Source organism: Citrobacter sp. ANG330 (genome assembly GCF_047467925.1).
In the GTDB taxonomy this organism is placed as follows: Bacteria; Pseudomonadota; Gammaproteobacteria; order Enterobacterales; family Enterobacteriaceae; genus Citrobacter_A; species Citrobacter_A amalonaticus_G.
The window spans coordinates 165211-192128 of the sequence record NZ_JASJUI010000003.1 but is presented as its reverse complement, the minus strand read 5'-3'; the positions used below and the strand labels follow the sequence as shown (position 1 = coordinate 192128).

Genomic DNA, 26918 nt, shown 5'->3' with positions numbered 1-26918 from the left:
TCCTTTTGCGTTATGCGAGGGATTTATGTCCGTCACGCTGGGCCGCTTTTTTCACAAACAGCGCAACCACAGTCGCACCCAATACGCCGAGGCAACCGGCGAGAATAAAGGCAGCGGCATAAGAGCCTGAGCCGACAATAAAGCCGGTCACGGTAGGTGCGACGATGCCAGAAATATTGGCCAGACCGTGCATCAGCCCGCCGGCACTCCCGACGTACTCCTTCGGCGCGGCGTCCTGAATCAATGTCCAGTAGGCCGGGGCGGCAATTTGCATGAAACCAAAGGCGATAGTCATCAACGCAACCGCTCCCATCGCGGTTTGCGTCTGACTGATCAGCCCCACGCAGACGGAGCAGATGCCGAAACAGGTCACCAGTACCACTTTGCGGGAGAAGAGCTGTTTGCCGGTTTTACGGTAGATGAAGTCGATGATGAAGCCACCGGAAACGTAGCCGAGCGTCCCGGCAACCCACGGCAGCACGCCGACCAGGCTCATATCTTTCAGGCTGATCCCAGTGGTATCGACGAGGAATGTCGGGAACCAGTTCATGAAAAAAAACAGCACGTAGTTGAAGCAGAACAGCGACAGCGCTGTGGCGAGAATAGACGGCTGGAGGATCGCACTCCACATTGAAGGGGCTGGCGCACCACCGAGCTCCGCGTCTGGAATGAGCACCTCCTCATCGCCTTCAATCAGTTTGGCTTCATCAGCAGATACCCGTTTGTTATCCCGGGGCCTGTCGGTGGCAATCAGCGCCCAGATAATGGCCCAGGTAATGCCGATAAAGGCAATAATGACAAAGGAAATACGCCAGTTGAACGTGATGCACAGAAAACCGACGATCGGGCCGGATATCGCCCCACCCAGCGGCCCGCCAGCCTGGTTAATGCCTACCGCACGGGCGCGCTCATTCAGCGGAAACCAGTTATTCACGACTTTGTTGGCCGTGGTAGAAATGGGACCTTCCCCTGCACCGAAAAAGGCGCGAGCAATAAACATGGTCCAGAAGTTAAAACAGCCTGCCGTCAGGCCGCAAATAATCGACCAGATGGACATTGACCAGGTAAACACCCGCTTGGGTCCAAATTTATCAGCCAGTACGCCGCCGATAAAATTAAATAAGGCATAACCAATCGAGAAGCTGCCGAAAATAATTCCTTTTTCTTCAGGTGTCAGATGAAAGTCTTGAGTAATAAAAGGCATGGCGTAGGCTAATGCCGAACGGTCGAGATAATTAATGATCATCGCCAGCGTCAGCATGACCAGAATGACACGACGGAATTGCGTATTCATAGGGGGACCCTTCACTAATATGAGGTTAGCGGTAAAAATAATGCACGATTTATCGTAATGATTATTTATTTTCGTTATTTTATCCTGTTACTCCCTGACAGGATCCAGATAGCGTATTTTTCGGGTGACATAAAAACCACCATCGAGCGTTAACATCGCCCCGTTAAAACTGTGAATATCCGGATCGGTTAACAGCATACTGGTTTTGGCAATCTCTTCAGCATTAACATATTCCAGTAGTGGAATGCCATCGTCTTTATGCAGTTGCTTTAATTGCTCGAAAAATGCTTTTTGTTGTGGATCTTCTTCACTAAAACCACGGAAAATTGTATTGATTTTAATGCCATAAGGTACCAGTTCTTGAATACCGGAACGGCAAATATTCATCAGGGCCAACTGGCTGGCGGCACCATAAGAGTAGTATTCAGTGGGTACTAGCGCCGCAATATGTGCGAGCGTGACAACGCGCCCTTGCACGCCTTGTTGCACCATTTTTTTACAGGCATTTTGTATCCACCATAATCCTCTTTCCAGATCGTTATTCATCGTTTCGGCAATGATATGTTCGTCATCATCCAACATTGAACCCTGGCGTGGTGGAGGGGAAATGTAGATAAAGGCATTCAGTTTTTTCTCGCCGGTAGTCATCTCGTCAATAGCCATGGCCATATTGTGATATTCAGTTTCCTGACTAAAATAAACGCTCCATCCCTGTTGGGAATAATATTTTTCCAGCGTGGATAACAGGTTGGGTTCAGCCTGACCGCCGGTAATCAGAATGGTATTTTTGTTTTCCATTGCAATTCTCCTGATTAAATGCAGCGGATATGCTGGCCGCCATCAATTTTAATAAAATCACCCGTTACGACGGCACCGTGGTTTCCTGCCAGATAGACCGCGGCGGCGCCTAGTTCTTCAATGGTTGCGGGCTGGCCAACAGGAATGGTTGCCAGCAACTTCTTCCGTCCTTCATCGGTTGCCAGTTCGGGCTTCGGATCGTTGATATTTGTATCGACAAACCCGGGCCAAAGTTGGTTTACGGTAATGCCATAGCGTGCCAGTTCGAAGGCCATTGACTGACTCATCTGATCAATTGCAGCTTTGGTTGCAGCATAAACGCCCATCAAGGCCATTGGGCGGCGAGCATGTCCAGAAGCGACATTGATGATGCGACCACGAATACCTTTTTTTACCATCATGCGTGCAGCGTGGCGTGCACAATCATAGGTACCTTTGACGTTGATGTTTACCGCATGGTCAAAGGCGGGTTTAGTGATATTAAGGAAGGGTTCCCAGACGCAAACACCAGCGTTGTTCACCAAAATATCCAGACGTCCGAAGTGAGCGTCGATGTCCTTAAACATCTGGCGAACCTGCTCTGGATGAGAAATATCGGCTTCAACCAGTAGCGCGCGCCTGCCAAGTCCGCGAATAATGTTGGCAACCTGTTCGGCTTCCTGTGGGTTGATAACGTAGTTGATGACAATATCTGCACCCGCCTCAGCAAGGGCGCAGGCGATACCTTTACCTATCCCTTTCATGTTTCCCGCACCGGTCACCAGTGCAACCTGGTTTTGTAGACTCACAACCTTCTCCTTTTTAGTGTGCTACACGCGATGGCAATGTATAGAGCCGCAATAGCATCTTGTGTTGACGATATCTTAATCGCTTAATCAACAACTAATATATTAGTTGGTTATTAGATTTGCACTTTGCAAAAAAAACATCCATCATCTGTTGGGTTAATTACGATGGAGATCACAAATTTTGTCGTAACTGTCTAATTAACAGAGAATTTCTAATTTTCATTTTTGTTGTGTTAGGGGGATAATGCCCACAACTCAGCAGGGAGAATGACCATGAATCCGCCCGTCAATAAAATGAACCAGGCCTATGAAGCCATTGAAAGCATGATTATTTTTCAGGATCTTGCGCCAGGTTCGATGGTGTCCGAAGCACAGCTCATGGAGCTAACGGGTTTTGGACGTAGCCCGGTGAGGGAAGCGTTACAGCGTCTGGCAAATGACCGGTTGGTAGAGATCTATCCGTATAAAGGCGTATTTATCCCTGCCATTTCTGTTGAAGTACAGCTCAAAGTGTTGGAACTGCGCCGCTGCGTGGGAGAGTTCGCCGTGCGTCTGGCTACCCGGCGCGGTACGCATCAGCAGAAGAAAGAAATGCTGCAACTGGCGGAGGCCTTTGAGGCGATTAACAATATTTCTCAGATGCGTCAGTTTGGCGCATTGCTCAAGCAATCTTATGCATTGATTGGCCTGGCGGCAGAGAATGAGTACTTGCAGCCGTGTCTTTCGCCTCTACAGGGACTTTCCAGCCGCTTCTGGTTTGCCCAGCTTAGCGCCAGTAATCAGCATGAGTTGGTGAAAGCCTCGCAACTGAACGCGGTAATGCTGCGCAATATCTGTCATGGCGATGAAGAACTGGCCGCCAGCGCCTCGAAAAACGTCAACGATTACTTCACCGAGTTTACTTATAAAGTGCTGGCCCGTTGATGTGCTACCGGTGTCATTGGCACTCTCCGTAAACATTTCTGATCGCTGATTGGCTGATGCCAGATAACAGAAAAGATTCACCAGAAATTTAACTGAGCCTATAGACTGGCTATATGCTCAGGCGCGTCTGAATCAGAAACTGTATTCTTTATGGCTTATGAGCAGCGGCGAGCTTCACAATATGCCGGATCTACTTCGATTAACGGACTATCACTGACGATTTTCATTTATCCCTCCCACTATCAGACTTACAGACTGTTTTCCCTAAAGAACTGCCATTGCTAAAAATTGACGTACTGCGGATTTCATTGATTAACACTATAAGTCATCAAGAACATTCACAAAAAGGACATCCACCCTTTTTTGACAGAGCCTGAATTGCGCATATTCATGACTTATGCAATTCAGGAGTTTATGCAATGAGACATTTTTTGATAGATACCGATACAGCCTCAGATGACGCTGTCGCCTTGTTAATGGCGTTAAGAGCGCCGCATATCACCGTCGAAGCTATCACAACGGTAGCCGGAAACTGTCCGTTGGAGCAATGCGTAAAAAACGCGCTTCTCTGCGTCGAGAAAAGCAGTACTTATCACCCGCCGGTGTATGCCGGAATGACGAAGCCCCTGTTCCGGGCTCGATATCATTCACACCATATTCATGGTGAAGACGGGATGGGGGATATGGCATTACCACCTCCCTCTCTGGCTGTCGAAAGTATGCATGCGGTTGACGCCATCATCGAACATGCCTCCCGGTTTCAGGGCAAGCTGGAAATTGTCACATTGGGACCATTAACCAATCTTGCGATGGCGGTATTAAAAGATCCAGACCTGGCCCAGAAGGTAAAACATGTTTACATCATGGGAGGTTCCGGACTCACGCCTGGTAATATCACACCACTGGCGGAATTTAATTTCTATGCAGATGCAGAAGCCGTACATCTTGTTCTTCAGTCAGGACTATCCGTTACCGTTGTGGGTTGGGAAATTGGTATGGGTGAAGCCTTTATTAATCAGGATGATATCGATTGTCTCAATACTCTTAGCGACCTGGGGAGATTCGCCGTTCGCTGCAACAGAACGCTGATGGCATTTAACGCCGGACGCACGGACCGTGTTGGTTTTGATTTACCTGACCCTACGACGATGGCGGTTGCACTCTTTCCAGCAATTATCGAGAACTGTATTGAGGCCCATACGTGGATCGAATATCACAGTGAGAAATCGTACGGTCATTTTGTCATTGATTCAACGCAACTGACTTTTCAGGCAACTAACGCTCGCGTAGTCACAAGCATTAAATCCGGGATGTTTAAACAAAAGCTCTTTTCATTATTATCGTAATTACAGCGTGAGTTATTACTATGAAATTTTCACCAGAAAAGATAAAGAAAGTCGAATTGCATGTGCATTTAGATACCTGCCTGAGCTTTCAATATATGCAGAATATCAACCCAGGTATCGGTCTGGATGAATTCCGCAGCACATTTATTGCGCCTGATAAATGCAGGGATCTTGGTGACTTTATAAGCAAAATTGCACCACAAATTGAGATATTACAAACCCGGAAGGCTATTACACTGGCGGTTGACGATCTTTTTCAACAGCTTGCCGTCGACAATGTTATCTACGCAGAAATTCGCTTTGCCCCTTTACTTCATACCGCACTGGGGTTAACAGGTGAAGAGATTGTCGAAACGGTTATTTCCGCCATGCAGCATTGCTCGCAATTGTACTCTATTGAAGCAGGGCTACTGCTTTGTACATTGCGCCATTTTACAAGGCAGGAAAGTATGTATACGGCAAACCTGGTACTTAAATACCAGGGGCAAGGCGTCGTTGGGCTCGACTTAGCGGCTGATGAAGCGGGGTCTTCTCTCGAAAATCATATTGAAGCCTTCGAGTTAGTAAGTCATGCTGGTGGTAACGTTATCGCCCATGCTGGAGAAGCCTGTGGTGCCGCCAGTATTGAAGAAACCCTTGATAAATTAAAGGTGTCACGCATCGGTCATGGCGTGAGATGTATTGAAGACCAACGGGTCATTGATCGTCTGATAAGAGAGGAAATTCTGCTGGAGATTTGTCCGTCCTGTAATCTGGTCTGTAATGTCTTTAATACGATAGAAGATCACCCTGTTAATCTATTGAAGGAGAGGGGGATCAGATTAAATGTCAATACGGATGCACGGACTGTCGTCAATACCACGCTCAACGATGAATACCAGCGCTTGCACGACACTTTTAACTGGAGCACTGCCGATTTTATCCGCTGCAATGAACATGCTATAGCAGCCAGTTTTATTGATGATATGAGTAAGCAGCGATTACTCAAAAAACTAACCTGTTCCAGTGAGTGCCAGTGAATCTGCCACCAGAGGTATTTTTTCGCATACCACCGGCAGGATGTCTCTGGTGTATTCACTTTTAAAGAACAGAACTCGCTTATTGAGGTGGACAGCCAAAAGACTGGGTGAGGTAAAATTTTCTTGCTCTAATATCGCGCCTTCTCAATAGTTATTATTAATATAATTTTGTTGATCATTATGTTAATTCTTCAATTTAAATGGCCTTAATTCACCATAAGTAAGATGCTTCTTTTAATTCAGACCATAATCACATTTTGTAACAGGCTAGATTTAAAACACCATAATTACTTCCATTGCGGTAATATACCGTGTAGTATGATTCAATACAGTCGTTAATTTGTTTTTTTTGTCAATCGACACGCCATGATAAATAACTCGCCTTTCTAGAATATATATTTTGGCTCAACTATGTCCATTATTATTGTTTATTATGTGAAAGAATGATACAAAGGAATTCACGCATGCGCAAAAAATGTGTTAAGGATGTTTATAAAGAAATATAGCTTAATTATAGGTCCCGATCAGCGGATCAATACAGAACCTGGCCAGAGGAGAGTGGGGTTTGGAAAACAATAACAGCGTCTACAACTTCTATGAGAATCACTTTGACGAAGCGAACCGTTGCTCAGGGAATCCACTGGAATTCATCCGCTCTCAGGAGATTATTCAGCGATTTTTAACGACTTCTCCCATGCTTATCGCTGATATTGCCGGCGCAAATGGTTTTTATTCATTCTGGCTGGCAGAGCAAGGGCACCAGGTACATCTGTTAGACCTGTCCGACAAACATATCGAGCAGGCCAGACAGCGCGGACAACAAAGTGCTGTCACGTTGCAGTCATACAACTGTGGCGATGCGCGGCAACTGCCGTGGGACGGTAACACATTTGATATGGTGTTGCTGATGGGGGCATTGTATCACCTGCAGGAAGGCAGTGACCGGATGCAATGTATTAAGGAATGCCTCCGCGTTCTGAAACCCGGCGGCATAGCCATTTTTTCTTATATATCCAGGTCAGCTTCGCTGGTGGATGGCTATAAATACCAGTTTATAAATGACCCGATCTTTCAACGCATCGTGGAGAGCGACCTGCAAACAGGAAACCATGAAAACCCAGAAGGTAACCCTGACTATTTCACTACTGCTTTTTTTCATTCTCCGTCATTAATAATGCAGGAACTTCAGCAAAGTGGTTTTCAGGGTATCAGGCTGTTCGCTGTTGAGGGGTTTGCAAGCATTATTGATACGAATGAGATAATGCTGGCAGAAGATAAAAAGGCCCTATTACTTAAGTATTTACGCTTAACTGAGGAGTTTCCTGAGCTACTGGGTATTTCATCGCATCTGCTGGCCGTCGCAAAAAAGGCCTAAGATAATTGTCATTGGCGGGTTGAATTCCTTGATGCAAATAATACTGACACAGAAGGGCTAATGGAGGTTAAGATATCTCTATTAATGTTACTGCCCTGCTTGTTAAACCCTTGCTGGCATTCTGATTGTTCGACAGAATAAAGTCCTGTGAGCAAAGCGCCTTCTGTTCTTCCTGCATTTTCATTACGTCGCCTTCATCAGTCAATCGGCCTGAACATCTGATCGAGTTTCACTGGTGGAGGCGTCTGGCTGTCATTTGTGCGGTTGCGGCTTTATGTGGCTGATAGCTAAATTACTCCATGGCGTTAAACATAAACCTGTGATTTTCTGAATGCAGCCTTTGCCTCATTGAGACTCATGGCATTTCTTCCTTCCGATAAATCATGATCGTCTAATTGCTCAGGATCTTCTATCCATTCACATTTTGGACAAACTACATGTCGACAGTATTCAACAGACATCATTAATCCGCAGCATGGACACGAATAAATCCTGTTGCTCATGATATCATTATTTTTCACTACCATATCGGATGGTGATAAATTATCACCTTTATTCATTTTATCATTCGTGTTTGGATTTTCAGGAATGAGTTTCATTATTTTAGTCATAGGTTTTTTCTGCTCATAAGAAAAACGATTATACTATCTTTACCACCACCATCAGCAATCATTGATGAACCCGTTGCCATATGAAAATATCCGTATACTTCTTGCTGCCTGAGATAAATGGACTGCAGAAGCCAGCCAGTGACTTCTGCTCTGACTCAGTAAGCCAGCGTCGACAGTGCGTCTTTGCCGACTTGTGAATATTTATCTTTCAAATCTTCTGTGGCATTAAAGGTGGAGATCAAGAGTTTGCCATCCAGAGAAGAGAGCTGCATCACATTAAAAATTTTTCCATCCGCAGCAGGGGTGGTGATCTCCAGACGGCTCATTTTTTTGCCATTCACGGTCACATCAGATAATGACGGTGAAAATGCCTTCATCTGATTTTTCATCATGCCGGCAAATTGCGGGATCTGCGCTTCACTCATGGCATTTTCCGTCACACTAAAGGCAATGGATACTTTGCCATTTTCACTTTCCACATACCAGGCTTCTTTCGGTCGTTGTGCGGCAGGATATTTTATCTCCAGCAATTCCTGCGGCATTTTGACAAAGCCTTCCGGGAGAACCATTGTCGCCTTACCGTCCAGTATGCTGGTTCCTTTCTGCGCTGTTTCTTCTGAAGCATTGCTACTGTCACATGCAGACAGCGCCAGCACTGAGCAGAATAAAAGCGGGGCGAGCAGCGTTTTGATATTCATTGTTAAAACTCCATTTCACAGATTAAATATTTAAAATCAACATTCAGGCATACGTTTGTATGCCTGATTTCACTTCATATAAGCTAATATAAACCAGCCGGTGTTTCTTCACGGTTACTTCATAAAGTGCTGACGCAAATTATTAATAACGGTAGTCTTGTCCATAAAGTCGGTTTCCAGTACTTCTGGTTTCGATGATTTGTTCTTCATTCGCATGAATATATAATTTTCATCCCCCTGGTTTGAAATTGCGTAAACTTCCGGACCCGCGTTGATCAGCAAGCCTTCTTTCATCTCTCCGGAGTCAAACATCACTTTCAATCTCCGCGGGCCTATTGCTTCATTCATTGAAGCAGAGTCATTGAGTTTTCCTGCATAATAAGACACGCCCGTATCCTGTTTACAGACCAGTATTTCTTTGTGGTTGTCCGAGAACTGGCCGTAAAATACAACTGGCTCAGGCGCGCAACGCTTCGCTACCATCTCCGTCATTTTGTCACTGGCAACTGCGGTATTCATTAACATACCAAACGGAATAATAAACACTGCGATATATTTATTCATCCTTTACTCTCTTAATAATTTCCTGTGGGTTAAAAAATTTTGTATAACTGCACTGGTTGCCGGACTGCCCGTAGGGTTTACCATGTCTGTCGCCCAGATGCCCAAGCTGTACCGGCAGCCGCACTGAGCAAGGCAGTAAATATTGTCGTTGTCAGCAATGTTTTTTTATCACAGTTGTTATGTACATATTAATTTCCTTATGCATATTATTGCGTTGGGATATATTAAACCTGGAATAAAATACAGTGTGACAGGTGCTTGTAAGTTCTGAACTGCGATACAAAAAAACACTAACTCTTTCATTGGGTGATGATATTATTTTGTCGATTGGTATTTATTGTCACGTTAAATAGGCTTATGTTTTCTTAAATAAAAGATCTTAAAATTTAAGATGAAAATTTAATTACTCAAGCGAATGATATTTAAGAGGTATTTGCATAGTGCTGTCCTATAGATGTTGAATTTAAAAGGGATAAGTAATGATAACAATATGTAGGATATATCATAATAACCATCTAACAATGTGGCTTGCATTCTACAAATTTGAAACATAAAGCTCAGCTAAATATTAGTCAGGAGTCTGGATGTAGCCATTTAAGTATTTGTTATCATTATAGTAAAATGTAATGATATGGTTAGATAACAGATACTCACATTTAAAAATGTTGGCTCATCTTATCTCATCTCAACTCATCTTAATGGCGTTCGTATAGAGAGCACGAGAGTGGGCTTCGTGGGAATAACCTCAACAAAAAACGTGATATAAATTACGCCTCTTCGGACGCTGAACGCCACCGCCGGAAGCGCACTCGTTAAGTTAGCGCTGCACTTGCTTTTTTTGCCTGATACATTGTATTGACAGCGTTGCCTGTAACGTTACACTAAACCGTTGTAGTTCATTATTCCTAATCAAGATGGCGATGCCGGGTGTTAATGTCTTCCGCCATTCATCGATTGCCGCAAAGGAGATGTATGGCGAATATTCGTGATGTCGCAAAGCATGCTGGCGTTTCCGTCAGTACGGTATCCAATGTGCTCAACGGTCGTACCGATCAAATGCGGGCTGAAACGCTGGAGCGTATTCAGCAAAGTATGCAGACGCTGAATTACTTTCCAAACCGGGTAGCGCAACAGCTCAAGACCGGACAGGCCAAAATGATTGGTCTGTTGGTGCCGTCTATTGTGAATCCCAGCTTTGCCGCCCTGGCCCGTGAAGTCGATCTGGCTGCCAAGAAGCGCCAGTTTCGGGTGCTTATTGGGAATACCTACCGGCAGATTGAGGAAGAAGAAGCGTTTCTGGACGATATGTTTTCCCATGGTGTGCGCGGGATTATCGTTGCTGCCTGCGATATTGAAAAAGCGCATTTTGCCAGGGCAGCAGAGCAGGGCATGGTGATGGTGAACTATGATGGGCGGATGCCTGCACGCGCGCTGTCTGACCATTTCGCACTGGACAGCGTCTCCATGGACAACATTGATGCCGGGCGAAAGGCGGCAGAACATCTGATCGCCCAGGGATGCCGTCGCCTCGCGTTTGCCACGGTGGAAGGGTTGACACCCAGCCGGGCCCACAAAATTGAAGGCTTTCTCCGTGCGGTACAAGAGCACGGGCTTTATCGGGAAGGGATGATCATTGAAGGGCAGGCCATGGCGGCCTATGGCGACACGGAAATGACAGAACTCGGGCGGGCGCTGGCGCTTAAAATCAGCCAACAGTCGGTGTTTCCGGATGGCATTGTGGCAATTAATGATGCACTGGGTATTGGGCTGATGGCCGGTCTGCATCAGGCCGGGATCCATGTACCGCAACAAATTTCGATTGTGGGCATCGATAACATTCCGCTCTCCGGGCTGGTTTTCCCCGGCCTGACGTCCATCATGCCGCCCCTGCGGGAGATGGCTGAGGTGATGGTTGATCGGTTGATCGAACGGACGGAAAACCCGCACATTCCGCCAGCAGAATTTCTGTTCCCTCCATCGTTGGTGTCCCGACAATCGGTGCGGTAACGGCGTAGCAGGAGAAGAACAGTGCGTTCTTCTCGTTTTGTCATACCAGCGTTGGGGCCACGGTCAACAGGATATTGGCGAAGCGGCGGGTTTCGCCGGAGGCGATAACCAGAATCGTGTCAGATGATTTGGCCAGTGAGTAAAACGCGTTACGTTCAACATGTTCAAACGCGATCGCCTCAGAAAGTATGCCGCGGTATTCGCGCTCAACCGTATTATCAAAATCCGCGGGGCTTGCCATTAATGTGGCTTTTTCCACATTAATATAGCCGAGGATTTTCTCCAGAATAACAACGCTACCGATCGTTCCCGGCGTGAAATTAAGCCAGATAATCCGTGCCTGCGTAGAAGTATTGGTTAAAAAAGAGTAATTGGCATCAGTGATTAAAATATTCGCTTTGTGTCCGCACTGTGCCAGCGCCTGTAATAAATCAGGATGAATAATATCTGACTTGATCATATACCTTACCTTTTAAAACGGGCGGGCATCTTTGCCCGCCCCATTTTTATGCCCGGTAAATTCCGCCGTTAATGTCGATGGTCGCACCGGAAACGAAACCATCATATTCCGAGGCGAGGAAACAGATGACCCTTGCCACATCTTCAGGCGTGCCCGCTCTTCCCAGAGGAATTGCCTGAATTGTCTGGTCGGCAGAGGCCTGCGTGGTGTGCTGATTATGAAAACGTGTGCCAAGAATCAGCCCCGGCGCAACGGCATTGACGCGAATACCGTGTTCACCGAGTTCTGCGGCAAGCGAGCGAGTCCAGGTCAGCACTGCGCCTTTGGTGGTGGAATAGACCAGAGAACCCGCGTGGCCGCCAGAACGCCCGGCCAGGGAAGCCAGGTTGACGATACTGGCGCCGTCCGGCGCGGCTTTCAGCCAGGGTAATGCCTGCTGAGTGACATTCAGCATCGTCGTCATATTGACGTCGATAACCGTCCGCCAGAAATGAGGTTCAATCTCACCCAGCCATTTGCGGGCAATAATACCGCCGACGTTATTCACCAGAATATCGATACCACCGAGAAATTCCGCCGCCTGCGCCACACAGCGTGCGGCATCTTCTTCATCGGTTAAATCGGCGAAACCACAGGCTGCCCGACACCCCCGTTGTTCAGCAAGGGCCATTAATTCCCGTGGCCCTTCTTCGCCACTGAAATAATGAATATAGATATCGCATCCCGCCTCAATCAGCTTTTTCGCGCTCTCTTTACCAATGCCTTGTTCTGCGCCGGTAATAAACGCTTTCTTACCCGTTAATAATCCCATTTCATACTCCTGTTATTCATATTTAAGCGGCGTCAGGTAATGACGTGACATCGTTTTACCGTTTTTTGTGCGTGGATATCCCTGCCACCCGCGTGTGGCAAATTCAGAACCTAATTATCAGTAGCCGGCCAGTCCTGGCAGCCAGGTGGTTAACGGTGGTGCCATGGCGACAATAATGATGCCGACAAAAACCACCGCCAGATATTTCGCCATCGGTTTGATGACATGCTTCATTTCCACGCCGCAAATGGCGCAGGTGGTGTACAGACCCAGGCCGATCGGCGGTGAAAACAGACCAAAGCCCATTGCCATGATCATCACAATGCCAAAGTGCAGCGGATTAAAGCCAAGCTGAATAGCAATTGGTACCAGAATCGGGGCGAAAATGATCAGCGCAGGCGCACCTTCGAGAACCGCGCCAAAGATGATCAGAATGACGATGGTTAATATCAGGAACAGCCAGGCGCCTTGCTCCATGCCAATCCCGACCAGCAGTTCAGCGATCTGTTGAGGGATCATCTGAATGGTCAGGGCATAAGAGAGGCTGGTCGCGCAGGCCACGATGAACAGCAACACGCCGGACATTGCTGCAATATCAACGAACATTTTCACGGTGGCTTTCAGCGTCAGTTCACCAAACGCCAGGCGGCCCACCACAATAGCGTAGATCACCGCGAAGGCGGAAATTTCCGTGGAGGTGGCGATCCCCATCATGACCCCGCGGCCAATCATGAAAATCATGACCAGACCGACAGCGGCACCCAGGTAAAGCTGAGTGCGTGGGCGTAACACCGGGTAGGCTTCGCTGACGTTAATTTTCCCGCCGAAACGGTTGGCAGCGATCATTAACAGCACCAGCAGGCAGGCTGCCGGGATCAGGCCAGCGATAAACAATGCCCCGATGGATATATTGGCGACAAAGCCCATCACAATCAGGTTCACGCAGGGAGGAATGGTCTCGGCCATCACCGCGGAGGCGGCAAATACCCCGGCGGCTTCTTCGCTGTCTTGTTTCGCGCGGCGTACTGCAGGCATCAGCACCCCGCCGACGGCGGCCACATCCGCCAGTTTGGAACCTGAGATGCCGGAGAAAAAGGCCATCGACAGCACAGTGGTCATGTTCAGGCCACCGCGAAAGCGTCCCATACCGCGCACAATCAGTTCGACCAGACGCGTGGACATGCCGTTGATTTCCATCGCCGCACCGGCGAGCAGGAAGAATGGAATTGCCAACAGAACGAAGTGGTCAACGCCCGCCGCCACCTGCTGAGAGAAAAAGACAAACGGCAGGGAGGGGTCGCAGATAAAAAAGACCATGGCGGACATGCCGAGCGTGAAAGCGATCGGCACACCGGCCAGAATGCCGAGCACGAAGCAAATCAGCATCAGACCCGCCGCCGCGCTGGCAGGATCGGCCATCAGCGACAGTTTCAGATAGCCCAGCGCGGCCAGTACGATGATCCCAACACCGCTGAGTAACACTACTTTGGCGCGCTCATGCAGGGCATGTTCCAGCGCGGCCACCATCATCACCACGGAGCCGATTAATACCGGAATGACGTAAATGGTTTGTGGCAGGCCCGTCTCGGTGGTTTGCAAGCGCGCGGCCTGCACCAGATCGTAACTGGAAACGACCAGTCCAACGGAGACCAGAAACAGGATCCAGCGGCTGGCATGAACAACGTAAGGGCGAACGCTTTCAGGCAAAAATCGTAAGAACAGATCGACACCAATGTGTCCGCCTCTGCCTGTCGAGGTGGCGACGCCAAAAAAGACCAGCGCAATCATTAACGCCCGCGCCACTTCTTCTGCCCAGTGGATCGGTGAGTGCAGGGCATAACGCCAGATCACCGAAGCGAATACCACCAGCACGTTGATAAACAGCACCAGCGCCCCAGCCCAGGACGTTAGCGTGGTCAAGAATCGACTCAACCGCCCCAACAGCGTCAACAAAGCATTTTCATCCTTTGTTTTCATCGGGATATCAGCCATGGTGAACTCCTTTCATGGTTTGTTTGGGCAACATCGCCGACCCGCTACGCTCAGCAGGTCGACGACGCATGGCTTATGGCTTATCGCTCGGCGCTGCGGCGCTGATCTCGTCCACCATTGGTTTCAGATCCGGGTATTTATCCAGGAAGGATTTCCAGACAGGCTGTACGGCCTGCGCGAAGAACGCACGATCGGTTTCCCGGAAAGTGACGCCTTTTGCCTCCAGGTTTTTAATCGCTTCCAGCTCTTTCTGGCTGGCCTGCTGGCGTTCGTATTCTGTGGCTTCTTTCGCGGCGGCCAGCACGTCGGCACGTAATGCTTCCGGGATCTGCTCGAAGCTCTTCTTATTCATGGCAATCATCAAAGGGTTATAGCTATGGCGGGTCAGTGTGCCGTTCTTGATGATTTCATAGTATTTGCTGGCGTAGATGGTGGGTGCATCATGTTCGACGCCATCGATCACGCCCATTTGCAGGCTGGAATAGACTTCCCCGCCTGGCATGGGAATAGCCACTGCTCCCATGTGATTCAGCGTGGCGATAAAGTTAGGCACCGGCAGTACGCGGATTTTCAGGTTCTTTAAATCCTCTGGTTTTTCAATTGCCTTTTTGGTGTACACGTTGCGTGCGCCGAGGTTATAGCCATAACCCAGCACCATCACGTTGGCTTTATCCATCATCAGCTTAGAAAGCTGCTCGCCGGCTTTGCCGTCCAGCGCTTTTCCGACCTGATCATAGTCTTTAAACAGATACCCCAGATCCAGAACACCCACTTCAGGAACCAGCGTGGCCCAGATTGAGGTACCCGAAATCATCATGTTAATGGCACCGATACGAACCTGCTGTGTCGCATCGGCTTCTTTTCCCAGCATGGCGTTGGCGAAATAATTGAGCTTAATCTGTCCTTTTAACTTCTCGTTTTTATTAAGGTTTTCCTGGAAACGGTTGAACCAAATGTAGTGCGCAGAGGAATCATCTCCTGGCAGAGACGAGTAAACACGGAAATTAATTGCTGCCTGGGCTGAAGCGCTCAGCACGCTGCCTGCAATCAGGGCGCTACTGAGGCAAGCGAGTGCCAGAAAACGTCTGGCTGAACGAAATGGTGTTGTTTTCATCATGATTATCCTTTCTCACAGTGTAGAGGTCGTGATAACGCCATCTGGCAGGGCTTCAGGCCCAGATGGTTTAACGAAAAAGTCGCTGATTCTGTTTTCTGTAACGTTTTAGTGTAACGTTACAGACGCTATCCGACTCCCTGTGCAAATGCAATATGCTTCCTTTCATCAACGCGAGTGATATGTGAATTTTGTGGCGGATATCGCTAATTTGCTGGTAGGTGTTACAAAACAGAAACGGAGCGTTCTCTGTTTAGTCACTGTTTAGCGGCATGTGGATTAGAAACCGGTGCATGGCAGGCCGACGACTGTGTAAGCCGATTCATCTTTGCCACGCGATAACTTTTACGCATAGCTGCTAAGAAAATGGCATTTTTTACCTATGCATCAAGGTGATAGTGTCATTTGAAATGAAAAAGAAAGCGCGGTACAGGTGATGAAACATACCATTGGCATTCTGGGCGGCATGGGGCCGGCTGCAACGGCGGACATGCTGGAAAAATTTGTTGAACTGCGCAGTGCCAACTGCGATCAACAGCATATTCCGCTCATCGTTAGCTCCATTCCTGACATCCCGGATCGTACTGCCTGCCTGCTCTCTGGCGGACCCTCGCCCTTGCGCTATCTTGAGCGTTATCTGCACATGCTGGAAGATGCGGGGGCGGAATGTATCGTTATGCCTTGTAATACTGCGCACTACTGGTTTGATGATTTACGTGCGGTGGCAAAGGCGGAAATGATCAGCATTCTGGATGCCACGTTGAGTGAGATTCCTCCCGGCATCACCCGCGTCGGCCTGTTGGCAACGAACGCCACGCTTGCGACAGGGTTATACCAGAAAAAAATGATGGCGCAGGGACTCTCTCTGGTCCAGCCGGAAGAGACGGGGCAGGGGCAGGTGATGCAGGCGATTTACGCATTGAAAAGCGGAGATAAAGCCACTGCGCAAAGCTTGCTGTTTCCCCAGATTGAGCGGCTCATTTCTCACGGCGCGCAGGTCATTATTATGGGCTGCACTGAGATCCCGTTAATCGTGGCGGGACATGAGAACCAGTTTGGGTCTCGATTTATTGACTCAACCGCGTCACTGGTACATGCCGCGATTCGCTGGTATGAGTCATGGCCGGATACGCAAACAGACGAACCTGCGCAACAGGTTGCCTGCGTTTGAATGGCGATCAGGGGGCAGTATGCAGGTGGCGCAACTCCTTCCAGAACCGCTCCGCCAGTGGAGTCATCCGCGTATCCATCCGGTAAGCATACGCCTGGATAGGAATAATTAGCTCATCCTGATCCAGCACGACGAGCTGTTTATTACGAATCTCCTGACGAATTGCATACGCCGGGAGCCAGGCGATTCCGCAACCGTCCAGCGCAACCTGTTTGAGCAATTCACTCATTGACGAAACAAAAAATGTGCTGAAACTCAGCGCGGTATGACGGGTCAACGTTCGGTTGATAAGCCGCCCCATATAGGAGTTCTGGCTATAGTTAAGCAGCGGGAAAGAGGGTTGGTCGAGCGTGTATCGCGGCTTGCCGTTTTCATCGCTCGCGCAGACGGGAAACAGTTGCGACTCGAACAGGTGAATATTGGCAAACGGAGGCTGGAGCAGGTTTTCATCGTAATAAGAGAAGATGAAATCGCTTTGGCCTTCCCTCAACATATCGACTGCCTGATCGACATCGATCGCTTCAACCGACCAGGTATACTGAGTGGGCATTTGGCTGACAATGCCGGGTAATAACCCTAGTGAGAGGGAATGCGCAGCGGCAATCTTGATTTTACGCAGCGTGAAATCGCTGCCGCCACGAAGTTCAGCCAGGTTGCTTTCCAGTTGTTGTAGCAGATGGCGTACCTGAGAGTGAAAGATTTTTCCCTGCTCGGAGAGCTGTAGCGGGGAGACCTGACGATTGAATAATTCAACGCCTACCGCATTTTCCAGTGTGCGAATACGGCGGCTGAAAGCGGGTTGCGAGACATTACGAATCATCGCGGCCTGGGAGAAATTTCGACACTTTTCCAGTGTCAGAAAATCGTACAGCCATTTCGTTTCAATGTTATACAAACCTGCTCCACTCACATCCATTTAATCTCACCTGTCAGCCGTCTGTCTGCGCCATTTTACGGGCATTCACACGGCTGACAACCGATTGCTCTTACTCGAAGGTCCCCTTCACGCAGGCTTTACCGTCAACCACCATCTGTTTGCCGTGAGCATAAACCTGCTCAATACATAATTCTGGTGTCATCACCAGCAGGTCGGCATCCTTACCGGGGGCGATTTCACCTTTAGTGGTAAGGTTAAGAAAGGCAGCCACACTGGTCGTCAGAGGACGCAATGCATCGGTCAGGGTAAACCCGTAATCGTTGACTAATGATTGTACGGTTTCAAGTAAGCTCTCGAAGCCCGCCACGCCAATCCCGGTAAGTTTTCCGGCATCATCAAACAACGGCTGGCTACCATTGCCATCCGAACTGACCGTTACCCGGGCAAGCGGGATACCGGCTTTCACTGCACGAGCGACACCCTCAGCCGGCGCGACCGGATCGGGAATACCGCTGGTGATATCAATGGTGCCGCCTTTGAGCGCAAAAGCCAGCGCTTCTTCGAACAACGCCTCATTGCGGTTAACGTGGGTAGGAAGCAGCTTGCTCATCGGTACATCGCTATTTTCCAGAATGTCGTACAGCGGTTTGAGCCCCTTTTTGCTGTCGCCCATATGGAACACGCTGACGCCTGGTTTGCCGCCCAACAGGCCACCCACGCGGGATTCCGCAGCCATGTTGGCCAGTTGATAATCGCCAGGCGCGGCAGAGCGGTGGTCTGAAACTGCACATTTAACGCCGATAACGCGATCGATCAGCGCCACATCTTTTTCTACCGAACCGGTGATCGTTGGTGATGGGACATGGTAAGCGCCGGTTAACATCCAGGCGGTGATCCCTTCTTCATTCAGCGCCCGTGTTTTCGCCAGTAGCGATTCCGGGTGACGGGTCACGGAGTCGGTGCCGAGCAAACCAATGACGGTCGTGACCCCGGCTTCGGTCAGTCTGCTCAGTCTGACTTCTGGCGTTCGGGTCGTGGGGCCCGCTTCACCACCGCCGCCAATCAGATGAACATGCTGATCGATAAAGCCTGGACACAGAATCCGTCCTTTGAGATTGATTACCTTACAGTCCGGCACAAGGTGAGGAGAGATATCGCGTGCCACGGCAATTATCTTGCCGTTGGCGAGAAATACGTCGCAAATTCCCTGGTCTTCCGGGGTGTAAAGGTGTGCACCTTGCAGCAACGTAAAATCTGCGAAGGATAAATCAGGCATGATAATTCCCTTTTAAACAATGAGCTGCATAACCCAGATCGACAGCAGTGCGTTGATGGCACACACGGCAATGATGTGGGGATAATATTTGGCGTTTACTTCGGCGGTACCGAGGCAGCGACCCACGTTCTGCACAGGGTTACCCATCAGGTATATCGCCGGGAGCAGAACCGTGACGTCGTGACCGTTTAATGCTCCCGCCGTAAGCAGACTGGCAGAAACGCCTACCGCGCCGCCCATGCTCATCAGCGACGCTAACAGCACCGTGGCGGCTTCACCGGGAAGTCCCCACAGTGCCATAACGGGCTGGCAAATGTGCCCAACCCAGTCAAGTAAACCGGTAATTTTCAGCGCCTGAATAATGACGAACGCCATGACCACGTTCGGCAGCAGGTTAGTGGTGGCAATCGTAAAGCCGCGACGGGCACCGTCGATGAACATATCCATGACATTTTTGCGTACCTGAGTGGTCATGCTTGTGCTCCTTGCGTTGGGTTACGGCGTTCTTCAAAATTGATCCAGATACGTAGCAGATTGGCTCCGACAAATTTAAATACCAGGATGACGGCCAGCGGGACGATAACAGACGTTCCCAGAAACGCGAAGACGGCGACGCCAGAGGAAAAATAGTTGGTAATAATTGCGCTGCCGCTGGTCTGGTACGCAGCAAAAATGACTTTATCGCGCTCAGTAATTTCGCCATCCTGCGCCAGTTCTTTCGTCATCCCCGCAGCGGCATCGGTATTTTGTAAGTTAGCGATAAGCGCCAGCGAGCAGATGCCCGGAATACCCAGCAGGGGTTTCAGGATGGGTGTCATCAGCTGTTGCGCGGCACGCAATCCGCCAAGACCGTCGGTGATAGAAATAATACCCAGTGACAAAATGACAGATGGAGCGAGTTCCAGCGCGAAAAGAAAGCCATCTTTTGCGCCCGTACCGCCCGCGCCCCGGAAGGTCACGGATGTCTGTGTAGCACCATTTGCGATTTGACCAAATGAACCGTTCAGCACGGTAAAATCAAAAACTCGCCACCAACCTTCCGTTCCGGAAAATACGCCGGAAAAGAAAATGATGGTCAGAAAAAAAGCCAGATATCCCTTAAGTCCGACCTTTTCTGTCGCAAGCGGCAGCGCCGCCTGTTCCCCTTGTTGCGCCATAGCGAACCCCGTTATTTTTTATGATGGTGTGTGTTTGTTGCGACAGGTCAGAAGTGACCCGAACGCAATGACCTTACCAGTCATAGGGATATGGGGAAAATGCCAGAATGTTTCGCGCTATGCGTTTCTTGCATAGTGTGACAGAAATATCGGGAATATAACGACCCGCCAATTTCTGTCCCGTTTTAACATTGCCAGATAAATTCTTTTCCATTCTTGTAAGGAGAGTGGATACAACGGCATTGTTTTAAACATACAGAACATTGCTTAATGATGTGCAATAGCCTCAGTCATCACGATCGCGTATGAGTGAGCATCCGGTGAAATATATACAGCCAGGGCGGGGAACGGATGAGACAGTGAACGGCTCCACACGACAACGATTAATGTAGAGGGTAATCTACCGTATCGTTTACGCTATTCTTAATGACATAGCGTGTTTCAAGCATCACGGTCTTTGGGGGAATTATGAGTGAAATGCGTTCCCGCACGGCAATTATCGTGGACGATCATCCGCTGGCGCGTATGGCTATTCGTGGTGTACTGGAGAAAGATCGCGTTACGGTTCTCGGAGAGTATGAGGACGGTGCGATTGCGCTGAAGAGTTTGCTAAAAACGACTGCGGATATTGTGGTTATTGACGTTGAGATCCCCGGCGTCAATGGGGTCGAGCTGGTGGAGAAACTCAGAGCGAATCACTATCGCGGTGTGCTAGTTGTTGTCTCAGCGAAAAACGATCGTTACTTCAGCAAGCGCTGCGCACAGGCGGGAGCGAACGCGTTTATCAGTAAAAAGCAGAACATGGATAATATCCTGGCAGCCATTAATGCCGCACAGAATGGGTATACCTATTTTCCATTTTTCTCCGAAGAAGCCTCCGAAATCCTCACCGACGCGCAGCGTCTGGAGTCCCTTTCAGCACAAGAGATGAAGGTCATGGGACATGTGCTTAACGGTCTGGACAATTCGCAAATCGGTGAGGCGATGCATATTAGCGGTAAAACCGTCAGTACGTATAAAACGCGGCTAATGGAAAAACTCGGCTGTAAATCATTAATCGAACTGCTCTCTTTTGCTCATCAGAATAAGCTGACATGATGATGAATAACTGGTTGATAGTGGTGTTCATTGTTTTATCAATAGGTGGGCGTGCCGTTTCCGCACAGCAAAAGTCCCCCGTTGAGCTTGAACTATCAGGGTTCAATTACATATCGCCTGTGCCGGTTTATCTGAGTGAGGATGACAAACGCTGGCTGCAACAGAAAAAAAAACTCAGCGTCGCCGTTTACGAACCCGTTCAGCCGCCGCTTGTTCTGACCACGCTGACGGGACGTTATCGGGGAATGAATGCTGATTATCTGGCATTGATTCAACACTCCCTTAATACACGAATAAGTGTGATGGCGTATCCGGATCAGGCTGACGCTGTTGAAGCGTTAAAAAAGGGCGAGGTCGATATGGTATTGACCGGGCTGGAGAGTCAATCCTGGCGTGAAGCAAGTGTTCAGGTTTCTCTGCCACTGATTCATTCCTGGCCCAATTTAGTCACCTCTCTTGGCAACGTTATGGCACCATTGCAGAGCGCGCAACGTACGGGGGTGGCGATTGTTAATCACTATCCGGATGTCGATTTTATCCGCCAGTCCTTTCCCGATGCCGAGATCGATAACTATGGTAGTTACCAGGAGGCGCTGAATTCTGTTAATAATGGGCGCAATGCCTGGTTTTTCGGCGATTCACTCACGACCAGCACCTGGCTTTCCCAGGAGTTCAGTCTTGCGCTGACAACGGTGAAGTATTGGCCAGCACCTCAGAGAAAGAGCTACTTTTTATTTTTGCCCGCACAGCAACGGCTGCGGGAAATTGTGAACAATACCCTTAGCGCAATTGATGAAAACATCCATGGGCAAATTGCCCAGTCGATGATTGATAAAGGCAATCTCTCCTTCCTGATTGAACCTCTGGACCTGACGCCACGCGAAAAGCAATGGTTAAATAATCACAAAACGCTCCGTGTGATTATCAATCCCTGGTTTGCCCCTTACACGATGGTTGATGGAAGCCAGCAAACGCGGGGTATTGTTGGCGATGTCCTTAATTTGATTGGCTTACAAACGGGTATTCAGTTTGAGACGGTGGTCGTCAAATCGAATAAAGAGATGGTCGCAGAGATGAAGAAAGGTAACTGGCATATTGTGCAGGCAGCTACCTATGATCTCAGCCGAGAAGATTATCTCTCTTTTACGCACCCATTTATCACCACACAGTTCGTGGCCGTGATCAGAAAAGAGGAAAGTAAAGAGCATGCGCTGCGGCCCGGTAACCATGTTGCAATCAGCGCCGATCACACTTTACTGGCCACACTGAAGGCGAAATATTCAGGCATTGTGTGGGAAGAGGTGGAAAATTCCAGCGTGGCATTGAATCTGGTCGCAACAGGAAAAGTGGATGCGGCCATTTCGAATCAGCTGACCGCGCGTTATCTGAGCGAGCATTACTATCCCGATCAGCTTTCCTGGATACCGCTTACCGGAGAAGAGCCCGCGGCAATTAGTTTCGCGGTGCCCCGCTATGAGCCGGAGTTACGGCAAATTCTGGATAAAGCGTTAGATGATATTCCGCAAAAAGAGGTCCTGCAGATCGTCAGTAAATGGATTCGTCTGCCGGATGTCAGAATAGATACCTGGGAATTATATAACAGGCCTTTTTATCTGGTGGCTACCTTAGCGTCGTTACTGGTACTCAGCACCTTGTTATGGGCAGTCTATCTGGTGCGGGAAGTTCGAATCAGAAAACGCTCTCAACGCCTACTGAAAGAGGAGCGGAATCGGGCTCTCAGGGCCAATGAGGAGAAGCGGGAATTTCTATCTCACATGAGCCATGAGATACGAACCCCGGTAAGTGCCATTATGGGATTTCTTGAACTACTGCAATTTTCTCCTGCGAAGTTTAGCCCGGAAGATAAAGCATCAGTGGACCAGGCGGCTCAGGCCTCACGTTCGTTATTAAAACTTATTGGCGAGATCCTCGATCTGGAGAAGATCGAATCGGGCTTATTAGAGACCGTTCCCCAGTGGAAATATCCGGACAGCCTGATACAAGACAACATTGCATTATTCAGTGCGCTGGCGGCGCAAAAAGGGATCGCGCTACGTTACGATTCTCGTTTAGATGCACGCGAGGCGATGCGACTGGATCCCCAATTACTGGGGCAGGTTCTCACCAATATTATCGGTAACGCGGTGAAATTTACCGAACATGGTGATGTGCGAATTTCTGCGGTGAAGCATGAGCAAACGCTGGTGATCTCGGTGCGTGATTCTGGGCCAGGAATGAGCGAAGAAGAACAACGCCGTTTATTCACCGCCTTTAGTCAGGGAAAAGCGGGAGAACATCACCGCGGTTCGGGGCTCGGATTAGCCATCAGTCGGGGATTAATGAGACAAATGGGAGGGACAATCGAACTGCAAAGTGAGGTGAATCGGGGGACGACCGTTACGTTGAGCCTGCCAGTCCAGACGTCGTTTGATATCACACCTGCCGTTGCGGACGTTGACGCGCCTCTGCCAGTATTGCAAGGAACAACACTCCGGGTATTAATTGCGGATGACCTTCCTTTCAGCCGATTACTCCTGAAACGTCAGCTTATGACGTTGGGTATCATGGCTGATGAAGCCGACAATGGCGAGATGGCATTGCATTATCTTCAGCAAGGAAATTATGACTTGTTGATTACCGATCTCAATATGCCGGTTATGGATGGTATTGAGCTTGCCCGCCAGGTCAGAAAAAGTAATACGACGCTTGTCATCTGGGGGCTCACGGCAACGGCGCAGGAGCACGAGCGCGAACGTTGTCTGTCGGCGGGCATGAATGCTTGTCTTTTCAAACCCATCACGTTGTCGCAACTCTCTCATTTACTCTCCGGGGTGAGTGATACCCACGACACCATATTTGATCTCGAAAGACTGGCGATGCTGGCGCAAGGGAATCGGGCATTGATGCTTCGCGCATTAAAAGATGCGCAGGTAGAAAATCGCTGTGATTTAACGGCAGCTTATAAAGCCAGTGAGTCTGGTAATTATCGTCAGGTTAAACATCATATTCATCGCATTAACGGGACGGCCCAGCTATTGGGCGTTGAGACCTTAATGAAGGCTGCACAGTCTTTGGAGGATAAACTCCCGGACGCAATGACTGTCACCGAACTGCCTGCTGAGCTTGAATATATCCAGACACTGCTGGACGAACTGGAGCGGGCAATCGGGAAATTCACGCCTTAATTTCCCTTCCTACACGTGTAGGCGGCGCCTGACAGAATAATAAGGCGCCGCTGATGTTGCTCCTGTGTTAACCAGGTAAAATAAGCCCTGTTCCAACAGAATAAAATTAGTTAATTAAACCTGGTATATTTCCTAAGAAAAATCCATGTTTTGGTTTATTACAAGTTTCAACTATCAAACACGCCTGGATCATTAAACTAAACCTATCCACATAGCTAGTGTTTAATTCTGTTTTTTATTGCGCATTCTGGGTTTTTGTTTTGATAAAAATAGCTAAGTGTGGATCGTTGTTCTTTTGAAAGTAAAAAGATAGTAGAAACGATCGTTTTTATGTTTTCTTACGAAATCCACGACTTTTGTGATGTCATGCTGAATTATTTTCTGTAAATTTTACAGCGAAACATGAGGTGATTTACTGACGTTAAAACAGCAAGCAGGAAGTGTCGAAAAGGGAAGTTCTATGAAATTGTCAGACTCCGTTTTTTCTGATGATTATTTTTTTATTGTCGGCATAAGTGCGTTGTTAACGCCGGAGTTGATTGATGAAAATTACACTATAGTCGATGTCGATGAGTCCATCCTGCAACGGAGTACAGAGTATTTGTCTCCTGGCAGGAAGATCATTGCATTTATCACCAATGATCTCGACTACTACGCATTATGCCATTTGAGAGATATAACTTTCATTGATAAGAGACGCCGGATAAATGAAATTCTCTCATGCCTGTTTGTCAATGACTCCCGGTATGCTTATCGGGTGAAATACTCGCTTTCATTCCGGGAAAGTGAAGTTCTTGATTGTATGCAAAAAGGAATGGAGGCGAATGAGATTGGTGAGTTATTGGGCATGTCGATGAAGACATTCTATGCACACCGTCGCAGCCTGATATTTAAACTTCAACTCGGTAATCGTGTATCTCTGTATCGAAACATCGCGCGAGTAAGAATGTGCAAACCATATATTCATGAGTCTGATCTTACATAAATTGTTGCGTTAATGTCGGGAAACGAGAATATGCAGAGGAGGTGAGTGCAGAAATAATTGTTTTTAACATCAACGCTTTTAATTAAATATTAACTTAACTATCTGGATTTAATTATATGAAAAAAATTGCACTGATTTCTGCAATGTTATCGCTTTCTGCTCTGCAAGCCGCTAATGCAGCCGATGGCGTCATTAACTTTACCGGAACGATTACAGGAACGGCGTGTGTCGTTGATCCTTCTGCGATTGCGCAGCCTGTCGATCTGGGAACCGTTTCAACGGCGGCATTTTCTGGCGGGAATGGCGCAACAGCGGCAGCTAAGCGCTTTAATATTGTGCTGAAATCCTGTCCGGCGAGTGTGACCAGCGCCAGCGTTCGGTTTGACGGTACCACCAATACGTCTAATCCTTCGATTCTGGCGTTGACCACAGGTCAAACGGCGACGAATGTCGGCGTCGCTCTTTATGAGCAGGATAGTGCCACATTGATCCCGGTTGGCTCTTCTTCGGCTAGCGTGGCGTTGTTGGAAGACGTCGATAATACGTTGACCTATTTTGCAAAATATATGGCCACAGGTACTGTCGGAGCGGGGACGGCAAACTCGTCAACCTCCTTCACCGTGACCTATCAGTAAAAGCAGGGCCACTCGTGGCCCTGAGTAATCAATCAGGAACTCTCATGTTTCAGCAATTATATAAAACGGTTGCTGTGGGGATAGTATTTATCTCAACAGCGGCAATCAGTGGGGTTGAAATAGGCGGTACTCGTCTTATTTATAATGGTAATGCTAGTCAGGCCACCATCAGCGTCAAAAACCCGGACGATAAACCGTATCTGATCCAGTCATGGGTGAGTAAAAGTGAAAATAGTGATGACAGTGGCAGTGAATTTACCACGACGCCACCTTTGTTCAAATTAAATCCAAATTCACAGAACTCCGTTCGCGTCATGCTGGCAGAAAACAACTTACCCTCGGACAGAGAAAGTGTTTACTGGTTAAATATTAAAGCTATTCCGTCATCGTCACCGGATGCGAAAAATGAATTGTTGATCGCGGTAAAAAGCAAAATGAAGCTGTTTTATCGTCCCGCCGGGTTAAAAGGCGATCCGTCATTGGCATACCAGCAGTTAATTTTTTCACGTGAGGGTGGGAAATTAACTGTAAATAATCCAACGCCTTATAGCGTGTCGCTCAATGAAATAAAGGTGAACGGCAAGACGATCACTAAGCCTCCAATGGTATTACCATTTCAAACCGTCACGCTACCGCTATCGGGGATAACCGGCGGAGACGTATCGTGGCGTGCGATTAATGATTTTGGAGGCGTCACGACTGAACAAAAAGTTAAAATGTAGGTTAAATGCTT

General features: G+C 48.4%; 25 protein-coding genes. 11 read left to right on the top strand and 14 right to left on the bottom strand.

Annotated features, from left to right (window positions below; all coding sequences use genetic code 11):
• Positions 1-10: 10 nt before the first annotated feature.
• The 3 genes from QNN88_RS09245 to QNN88_RS09235 form a co-directional block, all read right to left on the bottom strand.
• A complete protein-coding gene (locus QNN88_RS09245; RefSeq protein WP_414239961.1) occupies positions 11-1294 on the bottom strand; it encodes an MFS transporter in 1284 nt (427 codons plus the stop codon).
• Between the two features lie 87 nt (positions 1295-1381).
• Positions 1382-2092 (bottom strand): SDR family oxidoreductase, encoded by a 711-nt coding sequence (locus QNN88_RS09240; RefSeq protein ID WP_414239960.1) that lies wholly within the window; start codon positions 2090-2092, stop codon positions 1382-1384.
• Between the two features lie 14 nt (positions 2093-2106).
• Positions 2107-2880, bottom strand: coding sequence for an SDR family NAD(P)-dependent oxidoreductase (locus QNN88_RS09235; RefSeq protein WP_414239959.1), 774 nt, complete (start codon positions 2878-2880; stop codon positions 2107-2109).
• A gap of 273 nt (positions 2881-3153) precedes the next feature.
• Between QNN88_RS09235 and QNN88_RS09230 the strand changes: the two genes are divergently transcribed.
• The 4 genes from QNN88_RS09230 to QNN88_RS09215 all read left to right on the top strand — a co-directional run bounded on the left by QNN88_RS09230 (position 3154) and on the right by QNN88_RS09215 (position 7544).
• Entirely contained in the window at positions 3154-3804 is a 651-nt protein-coding gene (locus QNN88_RS09230) for a GntR family transcriptional regulator (protein ID WP_049848370.1), read from the top strand.
• Positions 3805-4223: 419 nt separating this feature from the next.
• Complete coding sequence (locus QNN88_RS09225) at positions 4224-5150, top strand: nucleoside hydrolase (RefSeq protein WP_414239958.1); 927 nt, start codon at positions 4224-4226, stop codon at positions 5148-5150.
• Positions 5151-5170: 20 nt separating this feature from the next.
• Complete coding sequence (add, locus tag QNN88_RS09220) at positions 5171-6169, top strand: adenosine deaminase (RefSeq protein WP_414239957.1); 999 nt, start codon at positions 5171-5173, stop codon at positions 6167-6169.
• A gap of 565 nt (positions 6170-6734) precedes the next feature.
• Positions 6735-7544 (top strand): class I SAM-dependent methyltransferase, encoded by an 810-nt coding sequence (locus tag QNN88_RS09215; protein ID WP_414239956.1) that lies wholly within the window; start codon positions 6735-6737, stop codon positions 7542-7544.
• A 305-nt stretch (positions 7545-7849) separates the two neighbouring features.
• Here the strand turns inward: QNN88_RS09215 and QNN88_RS09210 are convergent, their stop codons facing one another.
• The 3 genes from QNN88_RS09210 to QNN88_RS09200 form a co-directional block, all read right to left on the bottom strand.
• Positions 7850-8155 (bottom strand): CPCC family cysteine-rich protein, encoded by a 306-nt coding sequence (locus QNN88_RS09210; protein ID WP_414239955.1) that lies wholly within the window; start codon positions 8153-8155, stop codon positions 7850-7852.
• A gap of 155 nt (positions 8156-8310) precedes the next feature.
• Positions 8311-8853: a hypothetical protein gene (locus tag QNN88_RS09205; RefSeq protein WP_414239954.1), complete on the bottom strand. Its 543-nt coding sequence runs from the start codon at positions 8851-8853 to the stop codon at positions 8311-8313.
• A 114-nt stretch (positions 8854-8967) separates the two neighbouring features.
• On the bottom strand, positions 8968-9417 hold the full coding sequence (locus tag QNN88_RS09200) for a hypothetical protein (protein WP_414239953.1): 450 nt from the start codon (positions 9415-9417) through the stop codon (positions 8968-8970).
• A 972-nt stretch (positions 9418-10389) separates the two neighbouring features.
• On the opposite strand from QNN88_RS09200, the gene QNN88_RS09195 reads away from it, so the two are divergent.
• Positions 10390-11424, top strand: coding sequence for a LacI family DNA-binding transcriptional regulator (locus tag QNN88_RS09195; protein ID WP_414239952.1), 1035 nt, complete (start codon positions 10390-10392; stop codon positions 11422-11424).
• Positions 11425-11464: 40 nt separating this feature from the next.
• On the opposite strand, the gene QNN88_RS09190 is transcribed toward QNN88_RS09195, so the two are convergent.
• The 4 genes from QNN88_RS09190 to QNN88_RS09175 all read right to left on the bottom strand — a co-directional run bounded on the left by QNN88_RS09190 (position 11465) and on the right by QNN88_RS09175 (position 15804).
• A complete protein-coding gene (locus tag QNN88_RS09190; RefSeq protein WP_414239951.1) occupies positions 11465-11884 on the bottom strand; it encodes an RbsD/FucU family protein in 420 nt (139 codons plus the stop codon).
• A 46-nt stretch (positions 11885-11930) separates the two neighbouring features.
• Positions 11931-12695, bottom strand: coding sequence for an SDR family NAD(P)-dependent oxidoreductase (locus QNN88_RS09185; protein WP_414239950.1), 765 nt, complete (start codon positions 12693-12695; stop codon positions 11931-11933).
• 117 nt (positions 12696-12812) lie between these two features.
• The gene (locus QNN88_RS09180) at positions 12813-14687 is read right to left on the bottom strand and encodes a TRAP transporter large permease subunit (protein ID WP_414239949.1); all 1875 of its coding nucleotides are present in this window, start codon (positions 14685-14687) and stop codon (positions 12813-12815) included.
• A 73-nt stretch (positions 14688-14760) separates the two neighbouring features.
• Positions 14761-15804, bottom strand: coding sequence for a TRAP transporter substrate-binding protein (locus tag QNN88_RS09175; protein ID WP_414239948.1), 1044 nt, complete (start codon positions 15802-15804; stop codon positions 14761-14763).
• Positions 15805-16237: 433 nt separating this feature from the next.
• On the opposite strand from QNN88_RS09175, the gene QNN88_RS09170 reads away from it, so the two are divergent.
• On the top strand, positions 16238-16972 hold the full coding sequence (locus QNN88_RS09170; RefSeq protein WP_414239947.1) for an aspartate/glutamate racemase family protein: 735 nt from the start codon (positions 16238-16240) through the stop codon (positions 16970-16972).
• A 7-nt stretch (positions 16973-16979) separates the two neighbouring features.
• Here QNN88_RS09170 and hypT read toward each other — a convergent pair whose 3' ends face one another.
• The 4 genes from hypT to QNN88_RS09150 form a co-directional block, all read right to left on the bottom strand.
• The gene (hypT, locus tag QNN88_RS09165) at positions 16980-17888 is read right to left on the bottom strand and encodes a hypochlorite stress DNA-binding transcriptional regulator HypT (RefSeq protein WP_414239946.1); all 909 of its coding nucleotides are present in this window, start codon (positions 17886-17888) and stop codon (positions 16980-16982) included.
• 70 nt (positions 17889-17958) lie between these two features.
• The gene (gene iadA, locus QNN88_RS09160) at positions 17959-19125 is read right to left on the bottom strand and encodes a beta-aspartyl-peptidase (protein ID WP_414239945.1); all 1167 of its coding nucleotides are present in this window, start codon (positions 19123-19125) and stop codon (positions 17959-17961) included.
• A gap of 12 nt (positions 19126-19137) precedes the next feature.
• Positions 19138-19599 (bottom strand): YjiG family protein, encoded by a 462-nt coding sequence (locus tag QNN88_RS09155; protein ID WP_042999410.1) that lies wholly within the window; start codon positions 19597-19599, stop codon positions 19138-19140.
• The gene (locus QNN88_RS09150; RefSeq protein WP_414239944.1) at positions 19596-20282 is read right to left on the bottom strand and encodes a nucleoside recognition domain-containing protein; all 687 of its coding nucleotides are present in this window, start codon (positions 20280-20282) and stop codon (positions 19596-19598) included. The genes QNN88_RS09155 and QNN88_RS09150 overlap by 4 nt, the downstream gene beginning before the upstream one ends.
• Before the next feature lie 468 nt (positions 20283-20750).
• Here QNN88_RS09150 and evgA point away from each other — a divergent pair, with 468 nt between their 5' ends.
• The 5 genes from evgA to QNN88_RS09125 all read left to right on the top strand — a co-directional run bounded on the left by evgA (position 20751) and on the right by QNN88_RS09125 (position 26907).
• The gene (gene evgA / locus QNN88_RS09145; RefSeq protein WP_192478401.1) at positions 20751-21380 is read left to right on the top strand and encodes an acid-sensing system DNA-binding response regulator EvgA; all 630 of its coding nucleotides are present in this window, start codon (positions 20751-20753) and stop codon (positions 21378-21380) included.
• Positions 21377-24565, top strand: a complete 3189-nt coding sequence (locus QNN88_RS09140) for an ATP-binding protein (RefSeq protein ID WP_414239943.1) — start codon at positions 21377-21379, stop codon at positions 24563-24565. Before evgA ends, QNN88_RS09140 begins: the two co-directional genes overlap by 4 nt.
• A gap of 460 nt (positions 24566-25025) precedes the next feature.
• Complete coding sequence (locus QNN88_RS09135) at positions 25026-25550, top strand: helix-turn-helix transcriptional regulator (RefSeq protein ID WP_061075233.1); 525 nt, start codon at positions 25026-25028, stop codon at positions 25548-25550.
• A gap of 116 nt (positions 25551-25666) precedes the next feature.
• On the top strand, positions 25667-26185 hold the full coding sequence (locus QNN88_RS09130) for a fimbrial protein (protein WP_285923387.1): 519 nt from the start codon (positions 25667-25669) through the stop codon (positions 26183-26185).
• Between the two features lie 44 nt (positions 26186-26229).
• Entirely contained in the window at positions 26230-26907 is a 678-nt protein-coding gene (locus QNN88_RS09125) for a molecular chaperone (protein ID WP_414239942.1), read from the top strand.
• Positions 26908-26918 lie beyond the last annotated feature (11 nt).